17 protein-coding genes are annotated in these 22,527 nt (G+C 54.5%); 11 read left to right on the top strand and 6 right to left on the bottom strand.

The window, feature by feature from the left end; translation table 11 throughout:
• The first annotated feature begins 21 nt into the window (after positions 1–21).
• Positions 22–432 carry a nucleoside diphosphate kinase regulator gene (gene rnk, locus VN577_18375; GenBank protein ID HWR16799.1) on the top strand — a complete coding sequence of 137 codons (411 nt, stop codon included), beginning with the start codon at positions 22–24 and terminating at the stop codon, positions 430–432.
• A 765-nt stretch (positions 433–1,197) separates the two neighbouring features.
• Positions 1,198–3,225 (top strand): TonB-dependent receptor, encoded by a 2,028-nt coding sequence (locus VN577_18370; GenBank protein HWR16798.1) that lies wholly within the window; start codon positions 1,198–1,200, stop codon positions 3,223–3,225.
• A gap of 58 nt (positions 3,226–3,283) precedes the next feature.
• Here the strand turns inward: VN577_18370 and VN577_18365 are convergent, their stop codons facing one another.
• The gene (locus VN577_18365; GenBank protein HWR16797.1) at positions 3,284–5,509 is read right to left on the bottom strand and encodes a family 20 glycosylhydrolase; all 2,226 of its coding nucleotides are present in this window, start codon (positions 5,507–5,509) and stop codon (positions 3,284–3,286) included.
• 187 nt (positions 5,510–5,696) lie between these two features.
• Here VN577_18365 and VN577_18360 point away from each other — a divergent pair, with 187 nt between their 5' ends.
• Together VN577_18360 and VN577_18355 are read left to right on the top strand one after the other, a co-directional pair.
• Positions 5,697–6,059 carry a metalloregulator ArsR/SmtB family transcription factor gene (locus VN577_18360; protein HWR16796.1) on the top strand — a complete coding sequence of 121 codons (363 nt, stop codon included), beginning with the start codon at positions 5,697–5,699 and terminating at the stop codon, positions 6,057–6,059.
• Between the two features lie 759 nt (positions 6,060–6,818).
• On the top strand, positions 6,819–7,424 hold the full coding sequence (locus tag VN577_18355; GenBank protein ID HWR16795.1) for a DedA family protein: 606 nt from the start codon (positions 6,819–6,821) through the stop codon (positions 7,422–7,424).
• Positions 7,425–7,655: 231 nt separating this feature from the next.
• Here VN577_18355 and VN577_18350 read toward each other — a convergent pair whose 3' ends face one another.
• The 5 genes from VN577_18350 to VN577_18330 all read right to left on the bottom strand — a co-directional run bounded on the left by VN577_18350 (position 7,656) and on the right by VN577_18330 (position 11,815).
• Complete coding sequence (locus VN577_18350; protein ID HWR16794.1) at positions 7,656–8,504, bottom strand: alpha/beta hydrolase; 849 nt, start codon at positions 8,502–8,504, stop codon at positions 7,656–7,658.
• A gap of 52 nt (positions 8,505–8,556) precedes the next feature.
• Positions 8,557–8,946, bottom strand: a complete 390-nt coding sequence (locus VN577_18345) for a cupin domain-containing protein (protein ID HWR16793.1) — start codon at positions 8,944–8,946, stop codon at positions 8,557–8,559.
• Between the two features lie 59 nt (positions 8,947–9,005).
• Entirely contained in the window at positions 9,006–9,785 is a 780-nt protein-coding gene (locus VN577_18340; protein ID HWR16792.1) for an SDR family oxidoreductase, read from the bottom strand.
• A gap of 187 nt (positions 9,786–9,972) precedes the next feature.
• Positions 9,973–11,067 (bottom strand): peroxidase family protein, encoded by a 1,095-nt coding sequence (locus VN577_18335; GenBank protein HWR16791.1) that lies wholly within the window; start codon positions 11,065–11,067, stop codon positions 9,973–9,975.
• Positions 11,068–11,377: 310 nt separating this feature from the next.
• Positions 11,378–11,815: a Rid family hydrolase gene (locus tag VN577_18330; GenBank protein ID HWR16790.1), complete on the bottom strand. Its 438-nt coding sequence runs from the start codon at positions 11,813–11,815 to the stop codon at positions 11,378–11,380.
• A 204-nt stretch (positions 11,816–12,019) separates the two neighbouring features.
• Between VN577_18330 and VN577_18325 the strand changes: the two genes are divergently transcribed.
• From VN577_18325 to VN577_18295, 7 genes are all read left to right on the top strand, one after another.
• Entirely contained in the window at positions 12,020–12,265 is a 246-nt protein-coding gene (locus tag VN577_18325) for a hypothetical protein (protein ID HWR16789.1), read from the top strand.
• A 236-nt stretch (positions 12,266–12,501) separates the two neighbouring features.
• Complete coding sequence (locus VN577_18320) at positions 12,502–18,552, top strand: AAA family ATPase (protein ID HWR16788.1); 6,051 nt, start codon at positions 12,502–12,504, stop codon at positions 18,550–18,552.
• Positions 18,549–19,175 (top strand): response regulator, encoded by a 627-nt coding sequence (locus VN577_18315; protein ID HWR16787.1) that lies wholly within the window; start codon positions 18,549–18,551, stop codon positions 19,173–19,175. Before VN577_18320 ends, VN577_18315 begins: the two co-directional genes overlap by 4 nt.
• 123 nt (positions 19,176–19,298) lie before the next feature.
• On the top strand, positions 19,299–19,676 hold the full coding sequence (locus VN577_18310) for a response regulator (GenBank protein ID HWR16786.1): 378 nt from the start codon (positions 19,299–19,301) through the stop codon (positions 19,674–19,676).
• 19 nt (positions 19,677–19,695) lie between these two features.
• Positions 19,696–20,718, top strand: coding sequence for a sigma 54-interacting transcriptional regulator (locus tag VN577_18305; protein ID HWR16785.1), 1,023 nt, complete (start codon positions 19,696–19,698; stop codon positions 20,716–20,718).
• Positions 20,719–21,046: 328 nt separating this feature from the next.
• Complete coding sequence (locus VN577_18300) at positions 21,047–21,853, top strand: sigma-70 family RNA polymerase sigma factor (protein HWR16784.1); 807 nt, start codon at positions 21,047–21,049, stop codon at positions 21,851–21,853.
• Between the two features lie 85 nt (positions 21,854–21,938).
• Positions 21,939–22,475: a hypothetical protein gene (locus VN577_18295; protein HWR16783.1), complete on the top strand. Its 537-nt coding sequence runs from the start codon at positions 21,939–21,941 to the stop codon at positions 22,473–22,475.
• Positions 22,476–22,527 lie beyond the last annotated feature (52 nt).

Raw genomic sequence — 22,527 nt, 5'->3', positions numbered from 1 at the left:
CGGAGAACAGGAGTGAAGACAATGAAAGCGAACAAGATAATGATTTCTGCAACGGACCTGGACCGTCTGCGCAGGTTGATCGACTCTTCGAGACGTCCCGGACATCGGGATGCCGACAATCTGGATGCACTCGAGTTCGAACTGGATCGCGCCGTGGTAAGAAAAGGTGCAACTCCCAGCGGGGTAGTGGCGCTCGGCTCATGGGTTCGGATGAGGGACCTCGATAGCGAACGCGAACTGAGTTACCAGATCGTGCTGCCAAAACACGCCAACGTGGAGGAAAAGCGCATCTCCGTACTGGCACCGATTGGGACAGCGCTTCTCGGCTGCCGGGTTGGCTCCATCGTGGAATGGACCGTGCCGTCGGGAGAAAGGCGCTTCAAGATCCTCGAAGTTCAGCATCAAACAGAATCGGAGGCTGTTGCGGCATGAATGGCCGCGGAGATCAGTTATGAGAGAACGACCTGATGGAATAGACGCCAGCGAGCAGGAACGGTCCCGGACGGAAGAACTGGACTATTGTCCGGTGTGCCATAGCACGTTCGCACAACGCAGCAAGTGCCATTGCGCGGAAGAGGATGGGATCCGCAGCCGGACGCTTCGGCCGGCTGCGTAGGTCCTTACGGGCGGGCCGAACTCGTCACCTTCCTTCTATTCGAAATCAGCATAAGTTATGCATGACATCATTGCTGACTACGAACTTCTCGAAACGGTGACCCTTGTTCCTGAATCTAATCAGGCGAGCTGCGCCCTTCGGCTCGCCTGATGCTTCACAAATCTAGACAAGCTGCGATCTCTGCCGCGCTGGCCTTGCTGTTTGGCTGGCCGAGCCTAGGTCTGCTTGTTCAACCACCTCCGGCTCAAGGGCATGAATGTTGTATTCGAGCGTACGGTCGGTGCCACTGTAAAGAACGCAAGAGCCCCGGTTGGTGGTCAGACGAACACCAATGCGAAAAGGCTCAACACCTGACCGCGCCGATCGCCCGAGCGGTTGTCGTAATTCACCCGAATTCAGTTCCGCTACCCGCAGTAGCCCTTCTGGTTCCGGACCGGGTGGGCGACCGTTACAGTCGGGTCGATTTAAACAGCGCTTCTCCTCGGTCTCCTCCTTCTTTCCTTTCGTAAATCGAACGATGAATCGGCTCCAGAGCGCCGGTGCCGACGTGTGTCCATACATACTGGAAAGGAAAGAACGACGTGATCGTACGAACGATTGCCGCGCTTTTGCTCGCGGCAGGATGCCTTGCTGCGCAAAACACGCCGGCAGAAAAACGTGAGCCAGATTCGCAGGAGTTGAACGAAGACAGCATTGAAATCAGGGATGTCCGAGAAAGCTCAGCCAAGGACGTCGGCGAAGCGCTGCAGTCGGTAACTGGCATTTCCAAGATTCGCAAGGCCGGCATCGCCAACGACGTAGTATTGCGTGGTTTTCAGCAGGACAACATCAACGTCCAAGTCGACGGCGCCCGCATTTATGGAGCCTGCCCGAACAATATGGATCCCAGCGCTTCACACGTAGATTTCGCCGAGGTGGACCGCGTGGAAGTTGTGAAAGGCCCATACGACGTCCGCAGCCAAGGCAGCCTGGGAGGAACAGTCAGGATCATCACGCGCGATGAAGAGGTTAGGGGCCTTCGAGTTGTTCCCAGCTTCAGCTACGGCTCTTTTGGTTACTACAACCCCTCCATTGAAATGAGCACTGACAAGAAACTGGTTGGATTCAGCGCCGGATACGCGTTTCGAACATCCGATCCGTACAAAGACGGCAGTGGACGTCGCTTCACGTCATACGGCAACTTCCGGCCCGAGGTCAGCAACACAAGAGCCTTCGAGGGCCACTCCGGTTGGGGCTCTCTCGTTTTCACTCCGGGCACTAAACAGAGGCTCGATATCGGTTACTCGCGCCAGCAGAACGGGCTCGGCCTTTATCCCTACCTGATGATGGACGCGATTTACGACAATGCCGATCGCGCCACGATCAAATACGCAGCCCGAAATCTTTCGGGGTTCGTCCGGAGCGTGAGGATAGATGGCTTCGGCACCAAAGTGAATCACCTGATGAACGACGCCCGGAGGACGAGTTCCGGGATATTGCCCTACAGCATGCAAACGCACGCTGTAACCAGTTCGTTCGGCATCAACGCCGCCGCCGATATTCCTGGCGACGTAACCATGGGAGTCGAAAGTTACCGGCGGACGTGGAACGCGATCACGCAAATGCGCTCAGGTTCCAGCGAGCGCATGCAGAATTCGCTTCCGGACGCCACCACAACCTCGGTGGGTACGTACGCGGAAGTCGATCGGCAGCTAACAGCGCGTGTCCGGCTGCAGAGCGGTGCCCGATTCGATCATGTCGAATCAGGGATTTCGCCATCAACACTTTTGCCCAACCTGTACTACGCATACAACAACACTACTTCGACCTCTTCTTCGGACAACTTCGCTGGAGGTAATGTCCGGCTTACCGTATCGCTGCTCAAGGGACTCGACCTGCTGACTGGTATAGGAAGCACCATGCGTGTTCCGGACCCACAAGAGCGGTATTTTTTGTTACAGCGAATGAACCAGGACTGGGTGGGAAATCCTGACCTGAAACCTGTTCGCAATTCCGAAGCGGACATGGGCTTATCGATCAGGCGTCGCGACACCCGGCTGAGAGTGCTCTTCTACTTCAGCAAGCTAGATGACTACATCGCCTTGCATCGTCAAAGGCGTGTCAATAACGTTCCGGGCGTCATGAATTCGGTTTCCCAGTCGTACGCTAACCTCAATGCCCAGATGTACGGTGGAGAGATCAATCTATCTCAGCCGATCGGGAAGTTCGTTGCACTTTCCGGCGGAGCATCGCTCACCCGAGGAAGCAAGGATACGAACCCCGTAATCGACGTTTTCAATTCCAACATCGTCGAGCTGCCGCCCACTAAAAGCTGGCTGAATATCAGGTATGCAAACGACTGGCTTTATGCGCAAGTTGGTGGAACTGTGGCGGGCGCGCAACGTCGAGTGGATCGCGACCTGAATGAACAACCGACGCCGGGTTACGGCATCATGAACTTGAAGGTCGGGGTTCGGCGGTCACGGTTCAACGTCAACTTTGCAGTCGACAACCTGCTGAGCCGGTTTTATTACGAAAGCTTTTCCTATAGCCGCGATCCATTTCGGTCCGGTCTCAAGGTGGCGGAACCGGGACGCGCCCTGTTCATGAGCGGATCGTACCGCTTCTAGATAGCTCTCTAACAAGAGAAGCAACGGCGAAACGCGGGTTCGCCGTTGCTTCGAATCCTCAATTCTGCGATGAGCCGGCGGAACCCTGTGCCGGCTGAGGATTGACATCCCCGATACAGAATCTAGAGGTGTTGCTGTTACTTACTCCTGAAGCGGCGTCTACCAATCGGCGCACGTCACAGTCGATTGCGATCTGTACGTCGGCAGCGTCGCTACGCGGCGCGCTAAGCACAGCCCGCTGCGCCTCCGTCCACCACGCTGGAGCCTGCTCACCACGTTCGATATAGCCGATCGCGTCGGAGGCAGCATTCAGGTATGCGCGCAAGGAATCCACCAGCGGCTTCGCTTCCACCAAACGCGGATTGGTGGTGGCCAGTTTTGAAATTCTAGGATCGTTGTTCTGCCAGCGCTGCAGCGTCTTGCGGATGAATTTGAGGCTTGGCGTCTTTTTACTGGTGAGCCAATCGTTGACGGCATCGTGAAACAGCCGAGCAACTCGACTTTCAGGTGGTACCGCGTCGACCAGCCTGTTAATCGGCGTATTGATGCTGTACATACCCGCCTTCTTCTGGCGGATGTGCCGGGTGAAGATTTTGATCGGCTCAACGGCTTCTGCAAAGACATCGATGACCTTTGCGTCGGCAGCGGATCCTGCCAGTCGTGCACGCAGCACCCTCAGCGTCTCGTCGGGACTGATGCCGAGGTCTGAGAGTTCGAGCGTGAGCACATCGAGTCGCCGATAAAGCGAAGGGATGTCCTTCACGTCGGCAGGCGACCAGAACCGCTCAGCGATGGCGGCTAGTCGCGGCCACATTTCAGCGTCGATGGACCACGGCGTTGTCACCTCGGCCCACTCAGCCGCTTCACCACCCATCACCAACTTCTCTGCCTGCGGCGAAGGCTTGAAATCCTTCGCTGCGTCGCGGTCTGCGATGAGGCCCTTATTCTTCTTGCCGCCCGGGATGGCCCCCATGAAGTCGTCGTATGTTTGCGGATTGGGCTGAAGGGGATCCACCATGTAATGGAACGACGCGGGCATATAGTTGTCGAGGTAATAGCCCAGCGAAACCACCACTGGATACCCGCGTTGAACGGCCTCTTCTAACGCCGATGTACCGACCCAGCTCTGGATCACTGTGGTGGTGGGCAGGTCGGCGTGAAGAATCTCATTCCAGCCCATCATCTTCTTCTTGTGCTTCTTCAGAGCTTTCTCGAGTTCAATGTTGAAATAGGCCTGCAACGCCCGGTCGTCCGCCAGGTTGTGCTTCTTCTTGAACTCAGCGATGGATGGGCTCTTCTGCCACACGGAGTAGACCACTTCGTCGCCGCCAATATGGAAATACTCGTCTGGGAAGAGCGCTGCCATCTCACCGAAGAGTGTGCTAAGCATCTTCATCAGCCTGGGGTTCGACGGATCGAGAGTGTTGCCGTAGCCGCCGAACTTCGTAAATTTCTCGTTATTGTCGAAAGGTAGGACAGCGAGGTCCGGAAATGCCGCCAGCCACGCCATGGTGTGACCGGGAACATCGAATTCAGGCACGATGCGCACACCTCGGTCCCGCGCATATGCAATGAGGTCCTTGACCTGCTCCTGCGTATAGAACTCGCCGTGGCTTGCCTTCTCCGTGAGCTCCGGATATTTCCGGCTGACTACGCGGAACGACTGGTCGTCGGACAGGTGCAGATGCAATACGTTCATCTTCACCGCCGCAAGGCCATCCACCTCACGCTTGATCTGCTCCATGGGCATGTAATGCCGGGCGACATCGAGCAAAAGACCGCGCCACTGGAATCGTGGTGAGTCGACGATCTTGATCATTGGCAATGCGCCGTAGCCATCGCCGGTGTTGTAGGCGAGTTGATAGAGGGTCTCGAGTCCACGTAACACGCCGATTGGCTCGGCTGCCTGAAGCGAAACGCCATTGGCGGTTACTTCCAGTGTGTATGACTCGTCATCGGTCACCTTCTGAACGTCACCCGACTTCTTCTCGCAAGCGATGGTCAGAGTGGGAGCGTTCGCGACGGCAGGCTCCTTCATTACGACGAAGCCCAGCTTGCGCGAAATACGGTCGTAAATACGATTAACGGCTCGCGTTATGCGCTCGTCCTGAACGCCGGAATACCGGACCACAAATCCATCGCGGATTGAGACCTCGCCTGTTCCGACGTCGATTTGTTTGGGCTGGGGAAGCAGGGTTAGGGGTGTGTCTCCGGCAAATGAGAATGAAACCGAGAAAAAGCAAAACAGCATGAGTGGGAGATAGAATGCTGCGGTTCTGTTCATTTCACCAACAGTGTACGAGTTCGGTTACAGGTGCGGAAGTGCTTGCCGAACATCTCGCAGCGTCCTCATCAACAAGTTGAAGCTTTACTGCTACACATAACCGTGATCAGCCGCATAATCTCCCATTGACAGATCCGCGCCTTGCCGTTAATCTCTTCTCAGCTATATAGCCAAGTAGCAATTTACAATGACATCTCAAGTACAGCTCAACCAGATCTTTTCCGCCTTAGCTGACCCGACCAGGCGCGCCATCCTCGCGAAGCTTGCGCTCGGAGACGCTACCGTCGGTGAACTGCAAGCTCCCTTCGATCTGAAGCAACCGACGATATCAAAACACCTGAAGGTTCTGGAGGAAGCCGGACTGGTGACGCGTGGACGGGAAGCACAATTCCGTCCGGTTCGTCTGAACCCAGCTCCGCTTGCTCGTGCTGCTGAATGGATCGGCAGCTATCGTCGTCTCTGGGAGGACAGCTTCGATCGTCTCAATGAATTTCTGCAATCGGATGGGCAGAAGGCCAGAAAGGCAAAACAAAATGCACGTAAAAGATAAAGAGACAGCAGCTCGGCAATCATTTGAAATCCAACGCACTTTCCCGGCTCCGCTTGCACGAGTGTGGAAAGCTTGGAGCGATCCGCAGCAACTCACGAAGTGGTGGGGTCCAAAGGGATGCGCGATTGAGGTACTGTCTCTCGACTTCCGCGCAGGTGGATTTTTCCATTATGCGATGAACTTCGCAGGTGCACCGCCCACCTGGGGACGCTTCAATTATCGAGAAATCGTTCCAAAGCGCAGGTTGCGGTGGCTCAATTCGTTTGCGAACGCACAGTGTGGCATCGCACGAGCCCCGTTCAGTGAACTCTGCCCTCTTGAAATTGAAAATGATGTGAGCTTCGCCACCGAAGCAGGTCAAACAACAGTGACTTTGCATGCCGACCCGTTCGGTGCAACTCCAGAGGAAGTCGAATATTTCGTCGGACTATGCTCGTCTGGCAGTCTCACGCAAGGCTATGGCGGCTCTTTTGACAAGCTTGTGGATCTTCTCCGATCGATGACTGACAGGATCTGACCCGGAATATTACCGTCCCCCATCGGAGTTCTCTGCCCTGTCCGAGCGTAGAGCTAAGAGAACTGATTGCAGTAATGGAGAAACTATCTTCTGGAAACGACCACAGGTAGAGGATCCATGCCGCTGCGGGCCCGGCAAGTCGGTTGCGCTGAATATCTTGTTTCGATTCTGAGCCAAGCCTTTGTCCATTCGAGATTCGCGCGAGCACAACCCGCATGTAGTAAAGATGCAACTTACCCATCGTGGCACATTGGGTCCTGGAGCACCTCTCTTACTATTTCTTGCAGTACGGTTACTTGACCGTTCTCGTGGGGCTCCTCTTGGAAAACGCCGGGATACCACTTCCCGGTGAAACCATTCTGATCACAGCCAGTGTCCTGTCCCGCACCACGCATCAACTGAATATCGTCTTAGTCGCACTGGTAGCTATCTTTGCCGCAATTACTGGCGACAATCTCGGCTTCGCTCTTGGCCGATACGCCGGCTCTCCTCTGCTTGCACGATATAGAAAGATCTTTCATATCGACCCAGCGACAATTCGCAAAGGAGAGGATCTGTTTCGCCGTCGTGGGGCCGTTGCCGTCTTCTTCGCACGTTTCATCGCCGGGCTTCGCGTCCTGGCCGGACCGCTTGCAGGTACGCTCAAGATGCCCTGGAAACACTTTCTGATCTTCAATGCTTTGGGAGCAATCGTGTGGGTGGCGGTTGTCGCAACTTCAGCCTATTTTCTTGGGCATGCGATCGAGTCCGTGCTAACGCATGGAAGCTTGGCTCTAGCAACGATCATCTTTCTGATCAGCCTGCTCTGGTGGCTGCGACGCAGACACACGCGAAGGTTGGGGCTCTAGGCGGCACCGGCAGCCTGGTTGAAATAGCAACTGCTACTCGTTCTTATCCTGCCACTCCTCGAAAATTCAAGCCCATACTCCACTTAGGATCCTTCCCTATGTGCCACACGCAGGGTCCACCAACTGGCTGCGATTCTCCTTCGTCGGTGGCAATCGGAAGAAATCGCGAAAACTCCGTTCCCCTGCGTGCCGCACATAGGTTCCTCAATCTCCGGCGGTGAAGCAGATGGATCAGGCTGCGGTCTTGCGGGCCTTCTGAACGGAGTTCAGGAATTTCAGCAGGTCAGCGTTTACGCGGTCCGGATGCGTAGCAGTGAGGCCATGAGGCAGCCCCGGATAGTAGATTTCCTGCACCCCTTTGATGAGTTTTGCAGAGCGTCTCGATGAATCGTCTATCGGCACGATCTGATCATCCTCACCATGCATCAGGAGGGTTGGTATGTCGAACTTGTTGAGATCTTCCGTAAATTGGGTTTCAGAAAATGCCTTGATACTGTCGTGGATGTTCTCGAGACCACCCTGCATGCTCCATAACCAGAACTGATCAAGCGTTCCCTGGGACACGCTTGCACCCGCTCGATTTGCACCGTAAAACATGAGGGCGAAGTCTTTGTAAAACTGCGAGCGGTCCTTGATAAGACTGCTGCGTAGTCCGTCGAACACCTCGATAGGGATTCCTTGCGGGTTGGAAGCGGACTTTACCAAGCCTGGCGGTACTGCCGCGATCAGAACGGCTGCAGCAACCCGCGCGGTACCGTGGCGTCCAATATAACGTGCGACTTCACCTCCACCAGTGGAATGACCCACCAGTGTCACGTCTTTGAGATCCAGCTTCTCGATGAGAGCTGCTAGATCATCCGCGTAACCGTTCATATCGTTCCCGCCCCAAGCCTGGCTGGAACGACCATGGCCACGCCGGTCGTGGGCAATAACGCGAAAGCCGTTCTGGGCCAGGAACAGAAGCTGGCCGTCCCACGCGTCGGAACTCAGCGGCCATCCATGTGAGAAGGTGACGACCGGGCCTTTGCCCCAGTCCTTGTAGTAAATGGTCGTGCCGTCTTTCACCGTGATTGTGCTCATGTGATCTCTCCTAAAGTTTTCGCGAGCGGTACTGCTCGTGGGTTTTGAGAACTTAGTCAGCGGGTACCAGCACTGGAGCGTCTTTGTCCTTCACGAAGAACACGACGAATCTTGCCGGCTTGGTTTTACTTGCGTTTCGTCCAACGACGTGAACATCGTCTGGGCCTTCATAGAAGGTTTGGCCGCGTGTGAGTGTCACCTCTTGACCACCTCTCACCTGCATCACGATCGAACCTTCCAGGACGTAGATAAACCCATGTGCGTTGTGCCGATGGACCGGGTCAGTGCTGCCCGGCGGATATTCGATCATCAGCATCAAGCCCTGTTTTCCGGGAGATTCCTTCAGGTCCTTAGACATGAGTGTGGTGACCTTTGCCTCTTGGGCTACCAGCGTGGCAGCCGTCAGGAACGTCAAGGCCAAGACCATTTTTTTGAACTTCATAGTTATCCTTTCATTAGGCGTGGGTGCTCGGTTACTTGTCCTGGGTATTCCGCGAGTCGTCATGCCGCCGAAGATTTGGAGCTTGCAGTTTTTGCTTCAGATTCTTTGACCCAGGTATCGAAGGTTGTTTTGCTGAGTCGCGCACCGCTGCCCGGTACAAGCGTCTTATCCTTCACCCTTGCCCCGGAGTAAGTCGCACTCGGATCGGCGATGACGTCGCGTCGGTCTCCTAGCTGCGCCAGGCGCCGGCGAACGAGTTCATCCAGACGAAACTGTTCCGGCCCACCGATTTCGACTGTGCTGTTGAGCGGTGGCTCCAGGGCGACGCTGGCGACGGCACTCGCGACATCGTCGGCTGACATTGGCTGGAAAAGCACTGGAGGCAGATGAACCTTGTCGCCAACCATCGAAATATCGGCAATTCCCTTCACGAACTCGAAGAACTGCGTCGCGTGGACAATGGTGTAGGGAATCGAGCCTTGTTCGATCAGCCTCTCTTGTGCGATCTTGGCACGAAAATAAGCGCTCTCGAAGAGTTGCTGTGTTCCTACAACGGACAATGCAACGTGATGTTTGACGCCTGCCACTGCTTCATAGCTCAGCAGGTTGCGAGTTGAGGTTACAAAGAAGTTCAGTACAGCCGACTCCTCCCAATTCGGAGAATTCGATACGTCAACTACCACCGAAGCGCCTTTCAGCACTTCGGCCAGGCCCTCGCCGGTCAGGGTGTTGACACCTGAGTTAGGCGCAGCCGCCACTGCCTCGTGGCCCTGCTCACGAAGGATTTTGACAAGCTTTGACCCGATGAGGCCAGTGCCGCCGATAACTACGATTTTCATTTGGATACTCCTTCAGTCTTCGCGACGGCATTTGGCTGCCATCAGTCTCTTGTATCTGCTAAGACCAAACGTCACAGCGTTTCGTGACGTGATGTTGTTGAAGTAACCGGATAAAAATCGAGGCGTCGGGAGGGAGACTGTTTGGAGGGAGTTACGACTGCAGTGGAGGTAAGCGCGAAAATCCTTACTAAGCGCTCAGCAACTCTGCGATGGTTTTTAGGGGGCGCCATTCCTTTTCGTTACGGCGAAACGATGTTTCATCTGCGTCGATCAGCCCAACCAATACCTCCGTTACAATCAGGCCACCTACGGGACCGAGTCGATGACCTCCCGTACAGACGTCAGCCTCGCGGAGAATGTAGTACCAGAGGGGGGTTTCGCCTTGCCAGCCCACGGAGTCGATGCCAACCTGCTTCGCGTTAAGAGGAATAACCCCGAGGTGACGGGCTACAGCCTCTCCGGACGGTAGTCTGACACCCTGCCCTCGTTGCAGGTCACGAACAGCGAGCGAATGATAGTCCTCGATTTCGCACTGCCCAGTGACGGCTACAGGCAACTCGATCAGGGATCGCACGAGCTTTCCATCGATCTTTTTGGAGCGCTGTGCCGGCGCTTTCCCAGGCACGTCGAAGAACAATGCCCAGTCGACGAGCCGGTCCCGCGGTACCGCACGGAATCCCAGGAGATCAGGAAAGAGCGGTACGGGATCTGTGTGCAAGTTCAACCGGTACCGGCAACGAATTTGTGAATGGCCATACCGGTAAGCTGCATCGGCAAACTCGAGCGGTATGTATCCATCGTGAGAAGGATGGAACCATTTCGGCCCCTCTTTAAGCACCTGATCGACAAGCAAACTTCCAACGAGAGTGGGCAGAAACTCATTCAAAATGCTCCACTGATAGTGCCAACGTAACAGCCGGCATGCTTCGTCGAATACCCGATCATCCCGTACTCCGTCCAGACGGAGTTCATCGACGAAGGCGTTATGCGCTTTAAGCATCGCCAAATGCATCTGGGAAATCAGCGTGTGCGAATCATTACGTGGGTCGCTGATGACTGCAGTGCCCTCAGCATTTCGTTGCACGTCTAATCCATCTGCACCTAGCAGGAACTTTGCAGGATCGTCGCGTTGGTAAAGAAATGGATGGCCGGTCGGTCCATCGCCATAGAGGCATTCAAGATTTAGTTGCGGCCTGCGAGCATTGCGTAGCTCTGAAGTGTCGACATCGGATCGCAAACTGGATCGGTCAGCCGTAATGTCGTGAGCGACAAATTGACCCAAGATAGGCCAACCAGCGGCGGTTTCCCCTAATGAATCGGCAGAATCATCGATATCTCCGCAATCGCAAACACCACCTAACCGACCAAGAGCATGTAGGAATTGCTCATCAGCTTCAAACGGCGCCAATTCTGGGAACATCCTTCCATACGCTGCGGGGCCCAGCGGCGCATCGATTGGCACTTTAGCTCGTGCAGGTGATGGGCATTGATTGCGACCTGAATTGACGGCGGGGTTCATAGTTGATCGTACCTTGAAATCGTTGGCGGTCTCACTTGCCCGCTGATTGCAATACCGATGTTCACTCGTGATCTTATCGCATCTTGGCAACGAGCTTGATTTCGATGAGCTGATTTGGGAGTGCCAGCCGAGGTGTCACCAAGATGGTGCTTGCCACCGCTGGTTTGTTCGCCCCGTACGCTTCCTTTCGAACGATTCCCGCCACCCCGAAAGCTCTTTCCATATCCGTGACGTAAAGAACCTCCTCAACGACGTTTTCCAAAGTCGCACCGAACTGGTGAAGAATCTTCTTTGCATTCGCATACGCTTGGCGCATTTGTGCTTCCATGTTTGAGTGGTCGACGATCCGACCCGTGCCATCTAAAGGCGCAGGGGCAACCATGTTTCCTTGGTCGTCATGGCTGAGCTGGCCGGAGATGTAGATCGTGTCACCTACCTTTATGGCTTGGGCGTAGCCGTACTGCTCCTCCCAGGGCATTCCAAGTCCTTTCACCTCTTTGGACAGTGACATCGCGAGTCTCCTTTCGGTCCGGGATGGTGGTCAGGGTGCGACGGCGTCGCTCACCAGTTCTTCGCTTGCCAACAGCAAGTGCATCACTGCGCTTCGATCCTCGCCCTTATGACCGAATAATCCTCTTGAATGTGACAAAGGACTGTCACAAAAGCAGCTCCTGATCGGTTTTTACATCGAGACAAGCCTGGGAGTGTGATCACGATGTCAAGCGACAATAGAAACGGTTACGACGGTTCAAATGACCTCGACGAATACTACGAGGAGATCGCTAGTCAGGAAGAGATTTACTTGGAAGAGGCAGAGGAAGAGGTTCGCGCAATCTTAATTTTCGAAGATACGGCTCCATCGGAAATCGGTGCCTGCATTCTTCCGTTAGATGAGGATCGGCAGAACCTTGATCTGGCGTCAGAGAAAGCAAGCGACGAGGCAAAAGACAATACTGAGTAAAAGAGAATCGATGTACAACAGAAAGCCGCGGCCGCAGGTTTCACTTACCCTGATGGCAAAGCCGTTTCCAACGATGCCCGATTCCCTGAAAAGTCGCAACGATTGCCCTTTTCCGTCGCACTTTGTAACGTGTACTTAACCTCTAATGTTGTTGCTCCTGTCAGGAAGCGGTTCTAGAATTCCCCAAAAGCATCATTGGTCACCTGTGCTCGTTGCCGTCATTCGAAAGCACGGTGATGGCGTGGGGGATCATCGTGCAAGTTTCGGGGTACTCTCTCGACCGCCTTCGTGATGATGGCGAATTCGTTCTCTCACGTGCTCATCCGAAGTTACCTGAACTAGCTTCCGTTCTGGTTCTGACTCCAGCTTCCACCCGACCAACGCCGGAGACACTCAGCAAGATTCGTCACGAATACTCACTAAGGAGTGAATTGGACTCGGCATGGGCCGTACGTCCCACGGCCCTTTCAGAAGCAGGGGCACAGGTATCACTCATCCTCGAAGATCCAGGTGGCCAAACTCTCGACCAATTGCTTTCGAGGCCGATTGAGACAGCGCAGTTCCTCCGTTTCGCCCTGGGTCTTACAACAGTTCTCGGCAGCTTGCACCAGCAAAAGCTGATTCACAAGGATCTGAAGCCAACCAATGTTCTGGTTAACCCAGCCACGGGGGAGGTTCGGCTCATGGGCTTTGGGATCGCTTCCCGCCTTCGGCGCGAGCGCCAAAACGCCGAACCTCCCGAACTCATTATCGGAACTCTTCCGTACATGGCTCCTGAACAAACCGGGCGGATGAATCGCTCCGTCGATTCTCGAAGCGATCTTTACTCACTGGGCGTCGTGTTCTACGAAATGCTCACCGGGGCACTGCCTTTTACAGCTTCCGACCCGCTTGAATGGGTACATTGCCACATCGCGAGGCATCCGGTTCCGCCTCATGACCGACGCAAGGATGCGCCGGCATGTGTGTCCGGAATCATCATGAAACTTCTCGCAAAAACACCCGAGGAACGTTACCAGACCGCATCTGGCGTGGAGCGCGACCTCCGGCGTTGCCTCCAAGAATGGGAGGCGCATGGGCGCATCTCGGATTTCTCGATCGGCCAGGACGACGCTCCAGATCGTCTGCTGATGCCGGAGAAGCTATACGGTAGAGAGCGGGAAATCGCGATCTTGCTCGCCGCCTTTGATCGTGTAGTTGCCGGAGGCAGGCCAGAGTTGGTGCTGGTGTCAGGCTATTCCGGAATCGGTAAGTCCGCGATCGTTAACGAACTGCACAAGCCCTTGGTTCCTCCGCGTGGCCTGTTTGCATCGGGGAAATTCGATCAATATAAGCGTGATATCCCTTACGCCACGTTGGCCCAGGCATTTCAGAACCTCACGCGCGCACTCCTGAGCAAGAGCGAAGAGGAGTTATCGCGGTGGCGAAATGCTCTTCATGATGCCCTTGGTCCGAATGGACAACTTATCGTGGGTCTCGTTCCTGAACTGAAAGCCATCATCGGAGAGCAACCTCCAGTTCTTGAACTTCCCCCGCGAGAATCCCAGGCACGATTTCATCTGGTATTCCGTCGATTCGTCGGCGTGTTCGCAGCACCGGAACACCCTCTTGCACTCTTTCTTGACGACCTGCAGTGGCTCGACGCGGCGACCCTGGACTTGATCGAGTATCTGCTGACTCAGCCCGACTTGAAGCATCTTCTGCTGATCGGGGCTTATCGGGACAATGAGGTGGACTCGACACATCCACTGAGTCGCAAACTGCAGGAAATACGCCAGACAGGGGCATTGTTGCAGGACATTGTAGTCGCCCCTCTCACTCGAAAAGACTTGGCTCAATTGGTTGCAGATGCGCTTCGCTGCAAGACGCAGCAAGCTGGCCCGCTTGCTGAACTAGTTCATAACAAGACGAGTGGTAACCCCTTCTTCGCCATCCAATTCATTTCCACGCTTTGCGAAGAGGGTTTGCTTACGTTCGATCATGTTTCAGGGCAATGGTCGTGGGATCTCAATCACATTCAGGCCAAAGGCTACACAGACAATGTGATAGATCTCATGGTCGGGAAAATGGCCCACCTAGCCCCTGAAGCGCAGAACGCATTGAAGCAACTGGCCTGCCTGGGAGGTGGCGCAGATTTTACGGTCATGCGCATGGTCTCCGAAGGTTCGATGGAGCAAATGCATGCGCGCCTGGCCGAAGCGCTGGATGCTGGCTTTATCCTGCGTTCGAAAGACTCCTATCACTTTCTTCACGATCGCGTTCAGGAAGCCGCATATTCTCTGATCCCTGAAGACTCGCGCGGAGAGATGCATCTCAGAATTGGCATGCTGATGGTCTCAAACAGCTCTCCAGATGAAATTGAGGAGGGGATCTTCGACATCGTCAACCAATTCAGTCGAAGCCATCACCTCATCGGTTCCCTGGCCGACCGTCAAAGCGTCGCCGAATTGAATCTCCTTGCAGCGAGGCGAGCGAAGGCCTCAACGGCATATGCCTCCGCGATCAAGTACCTTCATATTGCACGTCAACTGTTGGCCGACGAGACATGGAGTCATGACTACGAGGTAGTTTTTTCGGCTGAGTCTCTCTTCTCAGAGTATGTAACACCGACTGCGGATCCGTCAGAGCAAGAAAACCTCAGCGTACTCGCAACACGAGCGAGCGATTACCTTCAGGCCGCGCGACAATCGTCGACCGAAGATACCTGGAACCGCAATTACGGCCTTGTTTTCTCGATCGAATCTCTCCTGGCCGAATGCGAACTACTCACCACAGATATGGCATCCGCAGAACGTCGCTTAACCATGTTGGCGGACCGAGCCAGAGGCGCACACGACATCGCTCTGATCACACGATTGCGCCTGACTCTTTACACAGCGTTGGATCGCAGTGATCGCGCGGTTCAGGTCTTCCTCGAATATCTAACAGTTCACGGCACGAATTGGTCCATGCACCCGCGTGAGGAAGAAGTTTCTCGGGAATACGATCGAATCTGGTCCCTATTGGGCAGCCGACAAATCGAGGACCTTGTCAGCTTACCTCTGGCCAATAACCAGGATGTGCTCGACATGCTAGACGTCTTTACCGAGATTGTGACGCCTGCATTGTTCATCGACGCGAAACTTCTGGCTCTTGTTATTTGCCGCATGGTCAACCTCAGTCTCGAACACGGCAACAGTGACGGCTCCTGTTACGCCTATGTGTGGTTGGGAATGCTCGCGGGACCTCGTTTCGGAAATTACCCGGCCGGCTTTCGCTTTGGCAAACTTGGCTACGATCTGGTTGAGCAACATGGACTGCAGCGATATAAGGCGCGCACTTATATGTCCTTCGGGACTCTTATTGTTCCATGGACGAAACACATCAAGCAGGCGCGGGAGCTTCAAAGTCGCTGTTTCAACGCCGCCAACAGGATTGGCGACCTCACCTATGCCGCATACAGCCGCAATGTTTTGTATACAAACTATCTCGCGGCGGGAGATCCATTGGCAGAGGTGCAGCGTGAAGCCGAAATTGGCCTTCAGTTCGCGACGAGCATTAGGTTTGGTCTCGTCATAGACTGCATCACAGCTCAACTCGGCTTGATCCGAACCTTACGCGGTCTGACAACAACATTCGGATCGTTTGATGACGCACAATTCCAAGAGCTACAGTTCGAGCGTCATTTCGCCAGCGACCCTGTTTTGGCGCTGCCGGAATGTTGGTATTGGATCCGCAAGCTACAAGCCCGCTTTCTCGCGGGTGACTACTCCGTTGCGATTGAGGCATCGTTAAACGCGAAGCGACTGCTTTGGACGTCTCCCTCCTTTTTTGAAGTCGCGGAGTATCACTTTTACAGCGCGCTCTCACGGGCAGCCTCTCTTGACAACGCAATAGGCGATTCCCGTAACGAGCATTTCGAGGCCTTGTCTGCACACCACAATCAGTACGAGATCTGGGCACAACATTGCCCGGAGAACTTTGAAAATCGCTTCGCAATGATTCGCGCCGAAATGGCACGAATCGAGGGTCGCGTGCTTGACGCTGAGCAGCTATATGAACAGGCGATCCGGTCGGCGCATGACAACGGCTTCCTCAACAATGAGGGGCTAGCGTACGAGTTAGCTGCACGATTCTATGCCGCACGTGGTTTCCTGAAGATCGCGCACGCTTACCTACTCGAAGCACGTTATTGCTATCAGCGTTGGGGCGCTGATGGCAAGGTTGTTCAGCTGGAAAGTCTATACCCGCACCTCAAGACAGAACGGCCATTGCCTACTCCGACCGGCATGACCGGAATGAGCATGGAGACGGTAGACCTGGCCACCGTGATCAAAGTGTCGCAGGCTGTTTCGGGTGAGATGGTGCTGGAGAAACTGATTAACAGCCTAATGCGTGCAGCGCTCGAACAGGCGGGCGCTAACCGAGGCATCTTGATTGAACCCCGGCGTGATGAATTGAAGGTAGATGCTGAAGCTATTGTCGCCGAAGGTGACGTCGCCGTTCGACGCGAGGTGACTCACATCTCTGCGGAAATGCCAGAGTCGGTGGTGCGGTACGTTATGCGTACTGAGGACTGTGTAATTGTCGCAGATGCATCGGCCCCGAATCCTTTCTCAGATGATCCCTATATTCGCCAGGGAGGACCGCGGTCCATTCTCGCCTTGCCACTGATCAATCAAGGTAAACTGATCAGTATCCTTTACCTTGAAAACAGTCTGACGGCCGACGTTTTCAGTCCCCATCGCATCGCGATCTTGAAAGTGCTTGCTTACCGCGCAGCGATCTCACTTGAAAACACGCGGCTCTACCATGAACTCGAGGACCGTGAACGGAAAATCCGGAGGCTTATCGATTCGAATATCATCGGGATCGTCATCTGGGATCTCGATGGGCGCGTCATCGATGCGAATGACGCGTTTCTTCGTATGGTCCAGTACGACCGAAAGGACTTGGATGCCGGGCTCCGGTGGCTCGACATAACGCCTCCGGAATGGCAAGAGGCACACGCGCTCTACGAAGCGGAAGAACTTAAAGCGACCGGGATGATGCAAGTACGTGAAAAGGAGTATTTCAGGAAGGATGGCTCCCGTGTGCCCGTGCTGATAGGGGCAGCTTGCTTCGAAGGCCAGACCAATCAAGGTGTCGCCTACATTCTGGACTTGAGCGAACAAAAGCGCGCTGAAGAAGCTCTACGTCATAGCGAGGCCTATCTGGCCGAAGCTCAGAGACAAACCCACACTGGAAGTTGTGCCATTGATGGCACCAGTAGGCAAGCAGTCTACTGGTCCGACGAAATGTTCCGCCTTTTTGAGTTTGATCCACAACAAGGCCCACCTAGGTGGGACCAATTCCTCAGCCGTATACACCCCGAAGACCGAGACACGGTTCAGTCGGCCAATGAGCAGGCGTTTCGAACAAAAACGAGTTGCGACGTCGAGTTCAGGATGGTGAAACCAAATGGCACGGTCAGGCACATTCACGCCATCGGCAAACCAGTTGTTAATCGCGCTGGAGAGCTGGTTCAAGTGCTCGGCACCATGGTCGATGTTACGGAACGCAAGCGGGCCGAGGAAGCGCGTGAGCGATTACGTCAGGTCCAGGCGGACTTGGCTCACGTTACTCGGGTCACAAGTATGGGAGAATTGACTGCCTCGTTAGCCCACGAGATTAAGCAGCCGATTGGGGCGGCTGTTACAAACGCGGAGGCCTGTCTTCGATTGTTGAATCGGCAGCAGCCCGATTTGCCCGAAGCACGAGAGGCCGCTTTGGAGATGATCAAAGATGCCAGGCGCGCCGCCGACATAATCGATCGCGTTCGATCGCTGTACCAAAAAGGATCTTCTCAACTGGAGACAGTTGATCTGAATCAGATCATTGTAGAGATGGTGATCATGATGGGAAATGAAGCCGATCGGCATGCAGTGACGATTCGCAGTGATCTTGCGAATGGACTTCCCAACCTGATTGTGGACCGTGTCCAGGTACAACAGGTGTTGATGAATCTCATGCTCAATGCCATTGAGGCGATGGAGAGTGGAGGCGAGCTTACAATAAGCTCGCAACTCGCGGCGGATGGCCAACTCCAAATATCCGTTAGCGACACCGGAGCAGGAGTTCCCCCTGAAAATGAGGATAAAATTTTCAATGCGTTTTTCACTACTAAAACCCAGGGCACGGGTCTTGGGCTGGCAATTACTCGCTCTGTAATTCAGTCGCACGGAGGACAGATTTGGTCCGAGAGAAACGCAGCGGGAGGAGCAACCTTTCGATTCACGCTGCCAATCAGGGAGACAGCCGTCGCATGAGTTCTGCCAATCCACCTGTTGTGTTGATCGTCGACGATGACAACCGCATGCGTGCGGCCACTCAGCGACTCTTAAAAACAGTAGGGCTGCGTTCCGAATCGTTTGCTACTCCAGAAGAGTTCCTACGGCACAAGCTTCCAAACAGTCCCACTTGCCTTCTTTTGGATGTGCGACTGCCGGGGATGAGCGGACTGGAAGTGCAAGGTAAGTTAATTGAGATGGACGTCCACATCCCGATTATCTTCATCACCAGCCATGCGGACGTTCCGATGACTGTAAAAGCGATGAAATTGGGAGCAGTGGAGTTCCTGACCAAGCCTTTTCGCGATCAGGACCTGATCGATGCGATCCAGCAGGCTCTCAAGCTTGACAGTGAGACTCGACAACAGCAGAGCGAGATCGCGGAGTTGAAGGCTCGCTACTCGAAGTTGACCGCGCGTGAACGCGAGGTGATGTTTCTTGTCGTATCTGGCATGCTCACGAAACAGATTGCCTCAGCGTTAGGTACCACTGAAATTACCGCGACCGTCCATCGCGGGCATGTCATGCGCAAGATGCAGGCCAACACCCCCGCCGAGCTAGGAAGAATGGCGGAAAGGCTCAAGCTGCCGGCGAGCGCCTGACTTGAATCGCCCTTCCCGATTGATCCTGCTAAATGAGTCGCCGCGAACCTATACAAACCTATTGTCCTTCTAATCACGATCCATAATTGTTTTCTGCAATGGCCAGATCCAACATGTACCTGTATGGCCAGAGAGAAAACGGAAAGACTAGTTGCAGTCATCGATGACGATCGATCGTATCGTGACGCGGTGCAACGATTGCTCAAATCGGCACTTCTTCCAGTGCAGTCGTTCGACTCGGCCGAGGCCTTCTTGAATTCGGGCCAGCAACGCGAAACGGGATGCTTAATCGCGGATATCAGGATGCCGGGGATGTCTGGTCTGGAACTCCAATCCAAGCTGAACGCGGAGCACTGTCCGATCCCGACCATCTTCATCACCGCACATGGAGACGAAAAGATGCGCTTGCAGGCTATGCGGGGAGGAGCAGTGAAGTTTCTCGCAAAGCCATTTGATTCTGAAGCCCTCCTTGAGGCCGTTCGATCGGCCCTACAGGATTGAACGCTGATCACCGGTGTAAGTGGGGGTATCTGTGGGTTCGCAAGATGAACGAGGCCGCGAGTTTGACCAAATCGTTGGGAGTAGTGCTGCTCTGGAGTCTGTTCTTATGGAAGTCGAACGTGTTGCACCAACGGATTCCACGGTGTTGGTGCTCGGAGAAACTGGGACCGGCAAGGAATTGATCGCGCGGGCCATCCACAATATAAGCTCACGTTGCGGGCGCCCGTTCGTGAGGCTTAACTGCGCCGCGATTCCCATTGACCTCTTAGAGAGTGAGCTATTTGGGCACGAGAAAGGAGCCTTTACTGGAGCCGTTACGCAAAAACTTGGGCGTTTCGAGATGGCGGATACTGGCACTCTCTTCCTTGACGAAATTGGGGACATGCCGCTGGCTGTGCAGCCGAAAATTCTGCGGGTTTTGCAGGAGCAAGAGTTCGAGCGCCTGGGAAGTGGTCGCACACACCGCATCAACGTTCGTGTTGTCGCCGCGACTCATCGCGACCTGGGTCAGATGGTCCTGCGCAAAGAATTCCGTGATGATCTTTATTATCGGCTGAACGTATTTCCCGTCCTCATGCCTCCTCTGCGCGAGCGCCGGGAAGACATACGTCAACTGGTTCTCCACTTTGTAGAAGTATTCTCTAGACGCATGGGCAAGAAGATTGAGGAAATACCAGAGCCAACAATGACCGCTTTTTGTACATACTCTTGGCCCGGAAATGTGAGGGAGCTTCAGAACTTGGTTGAACGCGCGGTGATTAAGTCAGACGACGGAGTGCTTCCTAATCCCGTTCCGCTGCCACCATCGGTAAGTAAAGAGACGCCGCAAGTAACGCTCGGCACTTTTCGAGACCACGAAGCATCTTTGATTTTGAAGACGCTGAAAGCCGCGGGAGGAATGATAGGTGGACCGCAAGGAGCCGCCGCCAGGTTGGGGCTCAAGCGGTCAACATTGGTGTCCAAGATGAAACGACTGGGGATTTTTCAACCACGACAGCGTCTAATACGGGACTTCGACGACAGCTCCGAATTGGCGTCTTGACGTCCCGCGTCAGCGGTTGCGGATATCAACAACGCCGTTAAAACGGTATGCTTCGTTCTCCTCATCAGCACTGAAACAGTAATCATCATCTCGTAGTGCACTTCATTGAGCATGCCGGATTAAATCCCAGTATTTGTCCCGTCATCGGTCCCTGGATTGCCTTGGATTCATGTCGCGATTTCGTCATGTGACGAGCGCGAGACACATGTCGAGTGATCGCTCCCGCAATTGCTGCTTTCGAGTCGTAAATCCAATGCCTTGCACGCGAATGCTTTTGGAAAACCACGTGCTATCTACCCGCATGAACAGCACAAAGAGGGAAAGAAGAATGACTACTACAGCGGCTTTTCAGCCACCGTTGGAACCCGGCGTTTGCTTCACGACAGAAGAACACAGCGACAGCCTTTCTGCTTTCTTGATGGCGCGGCCGCGTATATTCGGAATTGCTTACCGCATGCTTGGAAATGCGACACAAGCAGAAGACATCGTTCAAGACGTTTGGTTGCGGTGGCAGTGCAGAAAGCGGGGTACGGTTGAGAACCCGCCCGCATTTCTGGCAGTGACTACCACAAGGTTATGTATCACCCTCACCCAGTCTGCCCGCTCGCGCCACGAAACGCACATCGGTGAGTGGTTTCAATATCCAGTGGATTCGCACGGCGATCCTGGCTTGTTCGCAGAGCGCGAACAAGCGTTGCAACATGCGGTTCATTTGCTTCTTGAAAGACTCTCGCCCGCAGAGCGCGCTGCATACATCCTTCGCGAAGCATTCGAGTACTCTTATCGAAAAATCGCAGATGTCCTTCACATCGAAGAGCCGAACGCCCGCCAACTGGTTTTCCGCGCTCGAAGGCATCTCGTAGATGGCCGGTGTGTGGCTGTCGATCCGGAGGAGCAGCGACGCCTTCTCACAGCCTTCATCTCCGCCGAGGAGACCGGGCAGATGAGCGCTCTTGAATCCCTCTTCGCTGAAGATATTTCCTCTTCATCGGCCAGAAGTGAGTTCAAGAACGCACTCGCTCCGGCTCCTCGTTGTACCTCTCCGGGGCCGGATATTGCCACCACTGTTTCACCCTTGTGGAACAGAGGGCCCTTCGACATCTGCGACGGCAGCGATCGGGTTTGGACAGCGTAATCGAGCAGAGCGCCGCAAAAGAGCCGTACGAGCAGCCGCTCTTTAAACCTTTACGAGACTGCCTATGTTGATGACCGAGAACTCAATGGAATTAGACGAACAAACCAAGTGCGCCGACCTACTCACGATGTGCGCAGGACGAGTTTACTGGCTCGCTATGGCGCTCATGGACAACAAGGAAGTTGCGGAACGTCTTACGCAACAGTGGTTCGACGTTCTGGTGAACTTCAATCGAACCTTTGACGTCTGGCTGGCTCGTTGGGCCTGCAAGATGGCGATCAAGGCGTGCGCTGACAAGAAGCGTTCCGAACTAGTAGCCGACCGGCGCAATGCAAATGTCTGGATCAATGCGATTCACGTTCTGAAACTCGACAAGCGAGATTCGCTTCACGATCTGTCGCTCGAATGTGTCCAGCGGTCGGTGAGACTGTTGCCTGTCCTCCCACGCTTCATGTTTGTCATGCACGTGTTGGAGAGATACCCGGTCCAGGAAGCGGCCAGCATGCTCAAACTCGACTCCGACACATGCGATGCAGCGCTTGCGTACGCGCTGGTCGCGATGACGAAGCATATCGAGTCATCTGAAGGCACCTCATGGAGTAAGAGTCACAGCGCAGCATAGCCCGGTGGAAAGTTCTCCGGTACGAGATAGGTTCACGATGCCAGAGCAAATC

This window comes from Terriglobales bacterium, assembly GCA_035561515.1.
Classification (GTDB): Bacteria; Acidobacteriota; Terriglobia; order Terriglobales; family Acidobacteriaceae; genus DATMXP01.
Note: the sequence above shows the minus strand (reverse complement) of the source record. Positions and strands in the feature narration are given on the sequence as shown.